The organism is Kordia sp. E (genome assembly GCF_056033805.1).
Map to the genome: position 1 here is coordinate 1,325,003 of NZ_JBRASR010000003.1, position 13,503 is coordinate 1,338,505.

General features: G+C 31.5%; 12 protein-coding genes. 4 read left to right on the plus strand and 8 right to left on the minus strand.

Annotation, left to right across the window (positions count from 1 at the left end; translation table 11 throughout):
* The first annotated feature begins 108 nt into the window (after positions 1–108).
* The gene (locus ACUUYC_RS18705) at positions 109–2,430 is read left to right on the plus strand and encodes a right-handed parallel beta-helix repeat-containing protein (protein ID WP_474268233.1); all 2,322 of its coding nucleotides are present in this window, start codon (positions 109–111) and stop codon (positions 2,428–2,430) included.
* 86 nt (positions 2,431–2,516) lie between these two features.
* Here the strand turns inward: ACUUYC_RS18705 and lptB are convergent, their stop codons facing one another.
* The 4 genes from lptB to ACUUYC_RS18725 all read right to left on the minus strand — a co-directional run bounded on the left by lptB (position 2,517) and on the right by ACUUYC_RS18725 (position 5,522).
* Positions 2,517–3,257 carry an LPS export ABC transporter ATP-binding protein gene (gene lptB / locus ACUUYC_RS18710; protein ID WP_474268235.1) on the minus strand — a complete coding sequence of 247 codons (741 nt, stop codon included), beginning with the start codon at positions 3,255–3,257 and terminating at the stop codon, positions 2,517–2,519.
* Between the two features lie 138 nt (positions 3,258–3,395).
* Complete coding sequence (locus ACUUYC_RS18715) at positions 3,396–3,743, minus strand: carboxymuconolactone decarboxylase family protein (protein ID WP_474268237.1); 348 nt, start codon at positions 3,741–3,743, stop codon at positions 3,396–3,398.
* The gene (gene tatC / locus ACUUYC_RS18720) at positions 3,736–4,554 is read right to left on the minus strand and encodes a twin-arginine translocase subunit TatC (RefSeq protein WP_474268239.1); all 819 of its coding nucleotides are present in this window, start codon (positions 4,552–4,554) and stop codon (positions 3,736–3,738) included. The genes ACUUYC_RS18715 and tatC overlap by 8 nt, the downstream gene beginning before the upstream one ends.
* Positions 4,554–5,522, minus strand: a complete 969-nt coding sequence (locus tag ACUUYC_RS18725; protein ID WP_474268241.1) for a KpsF/GutQ family sugar-phosphate isomerase — start codon at positions 5,520–5,522, stop codon at positions 4,554–4,556. The genes tatC and ACUUYC_RS18725 overlap by 1 nt, the downstream gene beginning before the upstream one ends.
* 86 nt (positions 5,523–5,608) lie before the next feature.
* Here ACUUYC_RS18725 and ACUUYC_RS18730 point away from each other — a divergent pair, with 86 nt between their 5' ends.
* Positions 5,609–7,816, plus strand: coding sequence for a RecQ family ATP-dependent DNA helicase (locus ACUUYC_RS18730; RefSeq protein WP_474268243.1), 2,208 nt, complete (start codon positions 5,609–5,611; stop codon positions 7,814–7,816).
* A 79-nt stretch (positions 7,817–7,895) separates the two neighbouring features.
* Here ACUUYC_RS18730 and ACUUYC_RS18735 read toward each other — a convergent pair whose 3' ends face one another.
* The 3 genes from ACUUYC_RS18735 to ACUUYC_RS18745 form a co-directional block, all read right to left on the minus strand.
* Positions 7,896–8,570, minus strand: coding sequence for a response regulator (locus ACUUYC_RS18735; RefSeq protein WP_474268245.1), 675 nt, complete (start codon positions 8,568–8,570; stop codon positions 7,896–7,898).
* A 20-nt stretch (positions 8,571–8,590) separates the two neighbouring features.
* Positions 8,591–10,594 carry an ATP-binding protein gene (locus tag ACUUYC_RS18740; RefSeq protein WP_474268246.1) on the minus strand — a complete coding sequence of 668 codons (2,004 nt, stop codon included), beginning with the start codon at positions 10,592–10,594 and terminating at the stop codon, positions 8,591–8,593.
* A 95-nt stretch (positions 10,595–10,689) separates the two neighbouring features.
* Entirely contained in the window at positions 10,690–10,857 is a 168-nt protein-coding gene (locus ACUUYC_RS18745) for a hypothetical protein (protein WP_474268248.1), read from the minus strand.
* A gap of 458 nt (positions 10,858–11,315) precedes the next feature.
* Between ACUUYC_RS18745 and ACUUYC_RS18750 the strand changes: the two genes are divergently transcribed.
* Together ACUUYC_RS18750 and ACUUYC_RS18755 are read left to right on the plus strand one after the other, a co-directional pair.
* Positions 11,316–12,248 (plus strand): peptidylprolyl isomerase, encoded by a 933-nt coding sequence (locus tag ACUUYC_RS18750; protein ID WP_474268250.1) that lies wholly within the window; start codon positions 11,316–11,318, stop codon positions 12,246–12,248.
* Positions 12,249–12,303: 55 nt separating this feature from the next.
* Positions 12,304–12,840, plus strand: coding sequence for a YfiT family bacillithiol transferase (locus ACUUYC_RS18755; protein WP_474268251.1), 537 nt, complete (start codon positions 12,304–12,306; stop codon positions 12,838–12,840).
* A gap of 61 nt (positions 12,841–12,901) precedes the next feature.
* On the opposite strand, the gene ACUUYC_RS18760 is transcribed toward ACUUYC_RS18755, so the two are convergent.
* Positions 12,902–13,459, minus strand: a complete 558-nt coding sequence (locus ACUUYC_RS18760) for a thioredoxin family protein (RefSeq protein WP_474268253.1) — start codon at positions 13,457–13,459, stop codon at positions 12,902–12,904.
* Between the last annotated feature and the right edge of the window lie 44 nt (positions 13,460–13,503).

The window sequence follows — 13,503 nt, forward strand, 5'->3', positions numbered from 1 at the left end:
TGTGGAAATAAAAGATAGATTTTGGCCGTTCTATTTATAAGTGTAGCGCATTCTAGGCAAGCTACCGATTTTACAAAAAAATTAGTATTAATTAAAAAAAATAAAATTATGATTTACGAATATAAAGCTCTGTATGATGCAGCAAATAACATTACAGGGTATCAATATGAAATAATTACAGGATATACAGCTGATAATATCTATAATTGTGACATTACTACTGATGTTGATTGTACTATTGATTGTACTATTGATTGTGATAATAATACTGATTGTATATCAGATTGTACAGCAAATTGTACAGCAACTTCTACTGGCTCTGTAGACCTTGGTCCAGCTCCTATTTATGCAACGTTTACAATTGTTGCAGATGGAGTTACTAATGATAGAGTGGAACTTCAAGGATTATTGGATGCAATTAATAATCAAGGTGGCGGAACATTACTTCTTCCTTCTGGAAAAGAAATATTTATAGACGGTATAGAGGCAGAACCTAATCAAAATCAAAGTAGTTACCCATTAATAGTTTATTCAAATACAGAAATAAAATCTAACTCAAAAACAACTATTAGATGTGGGGCATTTATGGGGAGCCGATTAATGTCTTCTTTAGTTACCTATTCTGGCGGATCTGCTCAATATTTTCCTTTAAAGAATTTTACGTTAAAGAACCTTATAATTAATGGATCTGTATCTCCTACTGTGTCTTTGTTTGAATCAAGAAATAATCAGGCAGAAAAGAATGAAAATATTATGATTTCTAATTGTGATTTCATTGCAGATTCACCCACTAATTTTGGTATTTATTTGAATAAAGTAAATGGATTACTTGTAGAGAGTTGTACATTCACTAACTCTAAAACGATGATTAGAGTAGACGAAGCTGATGAAAATGAAAACGTTACAATTTCTGATTGTGAGTTTAAAGGTGATGCAGCAAGCGTTCATTTCATTCAAACTGGAGAAATTAATAACTTAACAATAGAGAATTGCAATTTCTCAAATGGAAATCTTGGTATTGCTTTAAGTAAAAATAATAAAGATGTATATATTAGAGATAATGTTTTCGAACCATCACTTACTAATAATCCTATTAGAGTGATTGGAAGTAATGAAAATGAAGAGTATACTGACGGATTATGGATATCAGGAAATGATATTAGAATTCAGCGAGCAGACGAACCTTATTTAGAAAATACTTTCTTTGATTTTCAACGATATCAAGACGGTAATGTAATTTGGTCTAGAGAGTATTTAGACGTAGTTTCAAAACCTATTGGGATTAGTGCTATAAATATTACTTGTGCGCCACAAGAAGATAGTAATGGTAATATTATAAAAGATTTGATACATCATCAAAATGTTGTGATAGCTGATAATATAGCTATTGGACCTGATTATGGCTTTTTTGATGGAGGAAGTGGAGATTTATTTAGTTTAAAAGATATTCTGAGATTGAAATGCTATGGAAATACATCAAAAAATTCAGGCGATTTGGGATTTGCCATAGAACGTTGTCATTTTGGAGTTGTAAATAATAATACAGCAGATAGGAATAATTCATGTGGAATTTCAGTTTTTGACTCTACACATATCAATGTTACAGGAAATATTTGTAGTGATAATGAATTAAGAAGAGATGGAATCTACCCAAATACTCCATATGGTGGTATTCGAGTAGAAAGAAGTAGTATAGGTGTATTTGTAGATGGAAATTATTCTTACGCAAATTCAGGAGTAAAAAGATCGTATGTAAATAGTTTAGCTGGTGAAGGAAAAAAATATAATACTCCAGGTTCTCCAACACAACAATATGGGGTTGTTGTAAAAAACGGAGGAAATTTAGTTCCTCATAATGTAAAAGTAGGATACAATCATACTTCGGGAATGCTTTGGGGGAATGATTATGTCAATGTAAAAGCTTCACAAATATTGAATACGTTCACGGGAGCATCAGCGCCTACAAAGGGAGATTATCCTTTAGGAACTAGATTGAGAAACAATTTAAACTCTAGTTCAACATTAGCAACTAATGAATGGCAAGTTGTAAATCGTGTAGAAATGAAATTAGTATCATTGTCACCACTAGGTTCTGATACCGTAAGAGTCAATACACTAAATTCATCAAGTAGTTATGTGAATAAATTAGTAGAGAATAATGATTTTGCGACAATATTGGTAGATGATGTTATAGGTATTATGACAGATGACTATTTTATTCATTGGGCCAAAGTAGTTAGTGTTGTTGTAGCTCCTGCTATAGGCACTAATACGTTTGATGTTGGAGAAATAAAATTTACACCGGCTTTACCTATAGATGTAGCAGCTTCCTACAGTTCTACTACACTTGCGATTAATGGATATACGGGAACACCACCAGTAGTAATAAATACTAAAGAGGTTGTATGTCTACGTTGGGAAGCTTTATAAAAAAGCAATATAGAACAAAAAAAGAGGTGAATATTTCGCCTCTTTTCTTATATGTTTTTTTGATAAGTTAAATCTCGATTATCGAGTTAAAAATCTAACTTCTTTTCGCGTAGTTCAAAATTCTGACCTAAGTATACTTTTCTAACCATTTCATCTTCCGCCAATTCTCTTGGTTTTCCTGCTTTTAGAATATTTCCTTCAAACATTAAATAGGTTCTATCAGTAATAGCTAAGGTTTCCTGTACGTTGTGATCTGTAATTAAGATTCCAATATTTTTATTTTTTAAATGCGCAATGATTCGCTGAATGTCTTCTACCGCAACCGGATCGACACCAGCAAAAGGCTCATCTAACAATACAAAACTTGGATCTGTTGCCAATGCGCGTGCAATTTCGGTACGTCTTCGTTCTCCTCCAGAGAGTAAATCTCCACGGTTTTTACGAATATGACCCAATCCAAATTCTTCAATTAACGATTCCATTTTCATGAGTTGTTCTTTTTTAGACAACTTGGTCAATTGCAATACACTCAAAATGTTATCTTCAATACTCAATTTACGAAATACAGAAGCTTCTTGTGCTAAATATCCAATTCCGTTTTGAGCACGCTTGTACATTGGGAAATTAGTAATTTCCATATTATCCAAATAGATTTTTCCTCCATTAGGTTTTATCAATCCTACAATCATATAAAAAGAAGTTGTTTTTCCAGCTCCATTTGGACCTAGTAAACCAACAATTTCACCTTGATTTACTTCAAGAGAAATTCCTTTTACTACTTTTCGTCCTTTGTAGGACTTCATGATACTATCGGCTTTTAAAATCATATACTTTGGTCATTATGCAGCGTAAAAATACTAATTTCAGTATAACGTACGCTTTTTTTAATACGAAATTAACTTCGCTTGGTAATGAATTGAATGTATACAGTCAATATATAACAGCAAAGCGGTTTAAAACCTATACTAAGATTGCTCTTCTAATGCTTCCCAATATTCGTATGCTTTGCGCAAATGTGGAATTACAATTGTTCCGCCAATTAACGTAGCAATACTTAAGGTTTCCATAACTTGCTCTTTGCTTAAACCTTCTTTGTAGCAAGATTCTAAATGATATTTTACACAATCATCACAACGCAATACTGTAGAAGCTACTAAACCTAGTAATTCTTTGGTTTTTACATCTAAAGCGCCTTCTGAGAAAGCATTTGTATCTAAATTGAAAATTCGTTTGATTACTTTATTATTATCTGCTAAAATTTTATCATTCATTTTAGCTCTATAGGCATTAAATTCTTCTACTTGATTAGCCATTCTTTAATTTCTTTTTTAAATTTTTCTCTACTCTTTTTGATATGACAATTCCTAATTCATATAGGATTAATATTGGGATTGCAACAACAACCTGACTCGCAACATCTGGAGGTGTTATAATTGCTGCTAAAACTAATACGACAACTAACGCGTGTTTTCTATACTTACGTAAGAATGCAGGTGTAATTAATCCTAATTTTGATAGGAAATAGATAACAAGTGGTAATTCAAATACTAGTGAAACTCCTAATAATGTGTTTGTTAACAGGCTTATGTGCGATTGTGCTATAATTGTATTTTTAATTTGATCTGTAATTTTGAAATTATAGAAAAAATACGATGACATTGGCATAATTACATAGTAACTAAATAATATTCCAATAAAAAATAGGAGTGAAGCTAGTAAAATAAACCACCTTGATTTTCCGCGTTCTTTTGGGCTTAATCCTGGTGCAATAAATCGCCATAATTCATATATAATATATGGAAAGGCAAAAATTAGTCCGAGAATCAAAGCCGTCCAAATTGCCATTGTGAATTGCCCTGTAACATCAATATTGACTAATTTATCATCAAATGTCAATGAGCAAAAGTTGCTTTCTATCCCAATTAATTTAAATGAATCACAGAAAAATTGATAGGTAACAAAAGTTCCATCTAAATGTACAATCAATAAATTGTCATAAATAGGTTTTATATATATAAATACAACACATGCAATGATAAATATAGCTGCAAAACTTCTGATAAGGTGCCATCTTAGTTCTTCTAAATGATCTAAGAATGACATTTCATTTTTATTTTTCCCCATTATAGTATTCCTTCTTTAACTAGATTATGCAAATGTACGATTCCTGCATACTTTCCACCTTCTTCTACCATTAATTGTGAAATTCCGTTGTCTTCCATTATTTCCAAAGCTTCTACAGCCATTGCGTCTGTTGCAATTTGTTTCGGATTAGACGACATAATATCAGTTGCATTTAAATTTCCAATAAAATCATTATTAGATAACATACGTCGGATATCTCCATCAGTAATTACACCAATAATCACATCAGTATCATCTACAACAGCAGTTGCACCTAGCATTCCTTTAGAAATTTCAACAATAACATCTTTTACAGAACTATTTGCGTGTACTTTTGGTTTTTGATTTACAGAAGATAAATCGTTTACACGTAAATATAATTTTTTACCTAAAGCGCCACCAGGATGATATTTTGCAAAATCTTTACTTGAAAATCCTCGTAATTCTAACAAACAAACCGCCAATGCATCACCAAGTACTAATTGTGCAGTTGTACTCGTTGTTGGCGCCAAACCATTTGGACATGCTTCTTTTTCTGCATATGCATGTAATACATAATCAGCTTGTATTCCTAAAAATGATTCTCTATTAGATGTAATTGCTATTAATTTGTTGTCACTATTCTTAATAAGTGGAACCAATACTTTAATTTCTGGCGTATTTCCACTTTTAGAAATACAGATTACGGTATCATGTTCTTGCACAATTCCTAAATCTCCATGAATTGCATCTGCCGCATGCATAAAAATTGCAGGAGTTCCTGTAGAATTTAGTGTTGCAACGATTTTTGTAGCAATATTGGCGCTCTTTCCAATTCCAGTTACAACAACTCTTCCGTTAGAATTGTAAATATATGAGACTGCTTCTGCAAACTCATCATCAATTAAAGAGATTAAATTTTTTATTGCATCACATTCTGTTTCAATGGTTTGCTTGGCAACACTAATAATATTATCTTTATATTTCAAAATGAATAAATTTAAAAATTGCTGTTACTAAAGAAAATAGTATCTTTAGTGTATTGCAAATGTATGTAAAATAGTAAAAAGATAGAATGAGTTTATTGGAAATTGACTTACACAAGGAACTAAAGAAGCACTTCGGGTTCGGTCAATTCAAGGGACTACAGGAAGAAGTTATTAAAAGCATTATCAATAATAAAAATACCTTCGTAGTTATGCCTACAGGTGGTGGTAAGTCATTATGTTACCAATTACCAGCATTAATGAAAGAAGGTACTGCTATTGTTGTTTCTCCCCTAATTGCCTTAATGAAGAACCAAGTAGATGCGTTGCGAGGAATATCCTCGGAGAATGGCATTGCCCATGTTTTAAATTCTTCGCTTACAAAAGCAGAGATAAAACAAGTAAAAGAAGACATTACGAATGGTGTTACCAAATTACTGTATGTAGCACCTGAATCATTGACTAAAGAAGAAAATGTAGCGTTTTTACGAACTGTTACAATTTCTTTTATGGCAGTTGATGAAGCCCATTGTATTTCAGAATGGGGACACGATTTTCGTCCTGAATACAGAAATCTAAAAAACATTATTAAGAAGATTGAAAATGTTGATGAGGAAATCCCAATTATCGGATTAACTGCCACGGCAACTCCAAAAGTACAAGAAGATATTCTTAAAAATCTAGGAATGTCAGATGCAAAAACATTCAAAGCTTCCTTTAATAGACCTAACTTGTATTATGAGGTACGTCCAAAAGGAAAAAATGTAGATGCAGATATTACACGATTCATAAAACAAAACCAAGGAAAAAGTGGTATTGTATATTGTTTGAGTCGTAAACGTGTGGAAGAACTCGCGCAAGTTTTACAAGTAAACGGAATTAATGCGGTTCCGTATCATGCAGGTTTAGATCCAAAAAAACGAGCCAGACATCAAGATATGTTTTTGATGGAAGAATGTGATGTAGTTGTTGCAACTATTGCATTCGGTATGGGAATCGATAAACCAGATGTTCGTTTTGTAATTCATCATGATATTCCAAAAAGTATTGAAAGTTATTATCAAGAAACTGGACGTGCAGGACGAGATGGAGGAGAAGGACACTGTTTGGCTTTTTATGCGTATAAAGATATCGAAAAGCTAGAAAAATTCATGTCTGGAAAGCCAGTAGCCGAGCAAGAAATTGGTCATGCGTTATTACAAGAAGTTGTCGGTTATGCAGAAACATCTATTTCTAGAAGGAAATTTATTCTACACTATTTTGGAGAAGAATTCCCAGATGATGGCGATGGTGCTGACATGGACGATAATATTCGTAATCCAAAAAAGAAAGTAGAAGCACAAGCACAAGTAGTTGAGTTGTTAAAAACGATTCAAAATACAAAACAAACGTATAAATCACGTAATGTGGTAAATGTGCTAATCGGACATGAAAATGCTTTGATTAAATCACATAAAACACATTTACAACCATTTTTTGGTTTAGGGAAAGCACATGATGATAAATACTGGATGGCATTAATTCGTCAAGTATTAGTTGCAGGCTACCTACGAAAAGATATAGAAACGTATGGTGTTGTGAAGTTAACTGAGTTAGGATTGTCGTTTATTGATACACCTGAATCATTTATGATGACTGAAGATCATATTTTTGATGACGCTAGTAATGACAGTATTATTACAGCTTCAAAAGGAAGTGGTGCAGTAGCAGATCAGAAGTTAATGAACATGCTAAAGGATTTACGAAAAAAAGTTTCCAAACGTATAGGAGTTCCTCCTTTTGTTGTCTTTCAAGATCCTTCTTTAGAAGATATGGCCTTGAAATATCCTATTTCTGTTGAAGAAATGAAAAATATTCATGGTGTAGGAGATGGAAAAGCTAAAAAGTATGGAAAAGACTTTATCGATTTCATCAAAAAATATGTAGATGAAAACGATATTACTAGACCAGATGATTTAGTTGTAAAAAGCACAGGAGTAAATTCTGCTTTAAAGCTATATATAATTCAAAATGTAGATAGAAAGCTTCCGCTAGATGATATTGCGGCTGCAAAAGGACTTTCTATGACTGATTTCATTAAAGAAATGGAACAGATCGTATATAGTGGAACAAAATTGAATATTACCTATTGGATTGATGAAGTATTAGATGAAGACCAACAAGAAGAAATTCATGAATACTTTATAGATTCTGAAAATGATAAGATTGCTGCTGCTATGGAAGAGTTTGATGGTGATTACGATGATGAAGAATTACGTTTGTATCGCATCAAATTTATTAGTGATGTAGCGAATTAAATAATACAAATTTTTAGAAATAAAAAAGCTGTTTGAGATTTCTCAAACAGCTTTTTTTTATATGATTAAATGGATGTCTCTATAAGAAGCCAGTATTCCTAGCTTGTTCCAATAAAGATTCATCACCTTTCTTTTCAACATCAAATACTTCTTTCAAATGTCGTTTACGTTTTTCAATTGCTGCGAGTGACAATGGAATATGTTCAGTTAAGTTTTTCGTTTTAATTCCTTTAGATAGATGAAATAATATATTTCGATCAATATCATCTAACACAACTTCATTAATAATTCGTGTGCGCAATAACTTGGTTACGGTATGACTATAATATGGTGGATCTGTTAATACAACTTGAAAAGCGCGCATTAACTCATCTGAAGTTACATCACTTTTAACTAAAAAGCCATCAGGGTTAATATTCTTTAAAATATTATGAATTCTAAAGTTATTATTAAACATCGTCAAGATCACAACTTTTGTGTCTGGAAGTAGTTCTTTTACTTTAATTCCTAAATCTTCTCCTGAAATAATTTTCCCATCAGCGGATGGAGGTAATTTTATATCTAAAAAAACAACATCATAAGCTGTTCCTGTTGATGCATTTTTGATTTTTGCATATGCGCCATCACAACTGTCAGCTGTATCAATCCGCAAGGTCATTTCCTCGGAATTAATTCCGAGTAATGCATTTTTATATCCTTCAATAATCATTGGATGATCATCGACAATAAGTACTTTAATATCTGTATTATTCATATGCTTAGGTTAAGTCTTCTCTATGTCATTGGAACGTCAACACTAATAGATGTTCCTTTACCTGGAACCGAGTTTATGGTAAATTGCCCGTGAAGTAAAGTTACTCTCGATTTCATATTTTTAAGCCCAATACCACTGCTTCTTTTTTCTTGATTAAAGCCAATGCCATCATCTTTTATGATTAGTATAATATGATCATCGTTCTTTTTAAAATCTAGTATTACGTTCTGCGCTTGCGCGTATTTATTAATATTCTGAACAGACTCTTGTATAATTCGGTAAATATTGATCTTTATATGACCAGCAATATCGGTCCAAATAATACGATTGTCATCTTCAATCTGGTATTTAAAGTTAGTTATTTTAGACTGTTCTTCCAAAAGATTTGTAATCATTGTACTATAACTCGTCGTTGTGTCAAAATTATCTAGCCCTAATTCGTGAGATATATTTCTTACTTCTTCCTCAATACTCTGAAGCTCATTGATATACTGTTCACGAGTCTTTTTGGAATTTGAATCATCTTTTGCGTTTAAACTTCCCAAGCTAAGTCGTGTTCCAAACAATCTTCCTAGAATTCCGTCGTGTAACTCTAAGGATATTCGTTCTTTTTCGCGTTTTCGGCCTTCTTCAATCTTATCTTGCTGATCAATCATCAAATTATAAATCTCTTCATTGGCACGTTGTTGTTGTCGTTCCATTTCCAATTCTTTATTACGAGTACGCTGTTGCGTAATCACATAAATAAGGAAACTAAAGAAGATAATGGCTGATGAAATTGCTAAAATCCAAGAATTTTGCGTGCTTAACCTATCATTTTCATCTTGAACAACATCTGTTTCAAATTCGATACGCGCAAATTTATTACGGATAGTTCGTTCATATTTTACTAAGCTATCATTTAGATTTATGTGCGCATTTAAGTATAATGAACTTTTATGAGGTTCTATTTTTGCAAGTAATTTGTAGGCATCTAATAAATGATCATATTGTTTTATTTTTTTTGCAAGCTTCATAGCCTCAACAGAGAATTTTAAACTTTCTACTGTATCCTTTTGAGATAAATAATATTCAGCTAAATGAATTTTATTGATTACTATTCCTGCGGTTATATTTAAACTATCTCTAATAGTTAGTGATTTATAAAATAAGTTTGGTAATTCTGAAAAATCATTTAAATTAAATTTTGAGTAAGCCAAATTATCTGTTAAAGTAGCAAATAGCTTAGGGTTTTTATAATACAAACTATCAAAAAGTAAAGCATCATTATAGTATTCTATTGCTTTTGTATGATCTTTTTTATTTCTGTATACAATTCCAAGATTATTAAGAGATATAGCTTCTTTAATACTTTTTTTTGAAGATTTTCTTAAATTTTCAAGTGCATCGTTATGATAGTCTATAGCTCTATCAAAACCTTCTAAATTGTTATAAATAATCCCTAAATTATTGTAGCAATTATATAATTGATTGTAATTCTTTAAAGGTTTAAAAATCTCTATGGCTTTTGTCGTTGTAACTTCACTTCCAGTATAATTTTTCACATCCTTTTGAATGCGAGCCATACTATTTAGAAGTAAACCAACATTAAGACCATTTGGTGTGATTTTTTCAAATATCTTCTTTGATGAATTATAAAAGAAATATGCACTATCTTTTTGATCATTCCTGTTATAATAAATTCCAAGATTCCAATGATGATTGGCAATAGAAAAAGAGTCATTAACTTTTTCGGCAACTGATAGGCCTAGTTTATAAGTTTTTTTAAATTTTTTTGAATCTCTTAAACTAAGATATGTTTTAGAAATACTATGCAAATATTTACTCTTTAATGAATCATTACTTTTATTTAGAGTTAATATATAGGCATTTTGAATAGCTTCTTTTCTTTCTTTAATATTGATATTCTTATTTCTAGACTTTTTAATAAGAAGTTGTATTTCACTGTCATTTGTATTTTGAGAAATGCAAACTTGAGTAAAAAAGATAATTATAATTAGGCTACATTTATTTAGTAAAATCAATTTTGATGTTTTGAGAAATACAAATTTATCTTAAATATTCAATAAAAAAAAGTCTTAGACAGTGCCTAAGACTTTTATATTGTTAAAAATCAAATTTAACCATTTGGATTTTCATCATCTTCAACTTCTTCTTCATCTCCTGTTCCAGTTACATTTTCAAATACGTTATCGTCTCCTGCATCAGAAGTGCTGTTTGGTTCACATGCTATAAATCCTAAGTTCACTACTAATAATAAGGCGAATAATCCGAATACTTTTTTCATTTTGTTTAATTTTAATAAGTTATTTACTAGTTATTTTTCTTCTATTTTGTTACTCATTTTTTCCATTTTCCATTCAAAAAAGTATGTTTCTGTCTGATTTGTAAGTTAATACCGTACTAATCTTCTGATTTTATGTTATAACTTACTTAAAACTTATCATACATTTGTGCTTTTCAAAACGCAGATGACAATGAGTCTCTTGCAATAATTTAACACAATTTCAATACTTTTTTTGAAATAAATCTCGCTAACTATCTGATAATCAGTAATACAAATTTAAAAGATTTTTAACTTGATTTATGAAATCAAGTTAAAATCAAAATCTTTGATTTTGATACGGTTTTTCAGTAAAAAAACTAAGGGATAACAATACTTTTTAACTCATTAATATTTTGAATAAGCTATTTTGTAATTGTTCAAGGTTGCGTATCTTCGCATTTTAAATTAAAGACATAAAAATGGAAGAAGGATTATACGCAAAAATGCATACTAGTAAAGGTGAAATTCTATTGAGCCTAACTTTTAAGAAAACTCCCGGAACTGTTGGGAATTTTGTAGCATTAGCAGAAGGACAACTTGAAAATAATGCTAAAGCACAAGGAACTCCTTATTATGATGGATTAAAATTTCACAGAGTAATTCCAGACTTTATGATTCAAGGTGGTTGCCCACAAGGAACAGGAACTGGAAGTCCAGGTTATACTTTTGATGATGAAATTCACCCAGAATTAACACATAGTGAGCCAGGTGTACTTTCAATGGCAAATGCTGGTCCAGGTACAAATGGTAGTCAATTCTTCATTACACATGTTCCAACGCCTTGGTTAGACGGGAAACATACCGTTTTTGGAAATGTAGCTCACGGACAAGAAGTTGTTGATACTATAGCACAAGGTGATACAGTTGAAAAAATTGAAATTGTACGTGTAGGGGCAGAAGCAGAAGCGTTTAACGCTATAGAAGCATTTAGATTGTTTGATGGAGCTAAAGCTGAAAGAGAAAAAGCTGAAAAGGAAAAAGCTGAAAAAGAACTAGAAGAGATCGCAACTGGTTTTGATAAAACTGAAAGTGGTTTACGTTACAAAATTATTCAAAAAGGAGATGGCGCTCAAGCAGAAAAAGGAAAAACAGTTTCTGTACATTATAAAGGAATGTTTCCTGATGGTGGCGTTTTCGATTCTTCATATAAAAGAAATGCACCAATTGATTTTCCATTAGGACAAGGAAATGTAATTCCAGGATGGGATGAAGGAATCGCTTTATTGAAAATAGGAGATAAGGCTCGTTTTGTAATTCCTCCACATTTAGCATACGGCGAAAGAGGTGCTGGCGGTGTTATTCCACCAAATGCTACACTGATGTTCGATGTCGAATTAATGGATGTAAAATAAAAACAATACAAAACGCTCTGAAAATCTCAGAGCGTTTTTTTTATACTTATATATTATGGACTTAGAAAAATTAAAATATCCTATCGGGAAACTGAAAATTCCTTTACCTATAACTAGTGAAGATATTTCTGGTTGGATTGTTATTTTAGAAACATTTCCAGTTAAATTAAAATCACTAGTTAAAAATCTTTCACAAGAACAATTAGAAACTCCATATCGTCCAGGAGGTTGGACAATCCGACAAGTAATTCATCATCTTGCAGATAGTCATCATAATAGTTACACACGATTCAAATGGACATTAACAGAAGATCAGCCAATGATTAAGGCATATTATGAAGATCGTTGGGCAGAATTGTTTGATAGTAAATCTGCACCAATTCAACTTTCGCTAGATAGTATAAAAGCGCTTCATGCAAAATGGACATATTTTTTGAAAGGATTAAATGCTAATGATTTAGATGAAATTTTCATTCATCCAGATGGAAATGAAAAAGTAACGCTAAAAGAAAATATAGGAATTTACGCGTGGCATTGCAATCATCATTATGCACATATTGAACAATTGATGATTCGTAAAGGCTGGAAATAATTCTAATTATAAATGTAAAATGATAAATTTTAAATGAAAAAGTTTGCCATTTTCAACATAACTAAGGAATCCACTTAATTCCACAACCAATACTAGGTTTTTGGTTTTCAGCTATTAGTTCTCCTTTTAATAACGTATCCAATCCTTCTCGCATATCGTTTCCTGTAACTGGAATTCCATTATTTGGACGAGACTCATCCAATTGTCCTCTGTAGACAAGTTTTAAACTTTCATCAAAAATATAAAAATCAGGCGTGCATGCTGCATCATACGCTTTGGCAACTTCCTGTGTTTTATCGTATAAATATGGAAATGGAAAGCTTTGTTTCTCAGCATTTAATTTCATCAAATGTGGTGCATCTGCTGGATAATTCTCAACATCATTACTAGAAATTGCAATAAAACCAATTCCTTTAGCTTTATAATCGTTAGCCAATTTTACAATTCCTTCATTTACATGAATAACAAACGGGCAATGATTACAGATAAACATAATCACAGTTCCGTGCGTTCCTTTTTGATCATTTAAAGAAATAACGGTATCTGAGATTGTATCAATTAATGAAAAATCAGGAGCTTTTGTACCTAACGAAAGCATGTTTGAAGGAGTAAGTGCCATTTGATATATCGTTTTTAAAGTTTAAATTTACTCAAAAAAATACA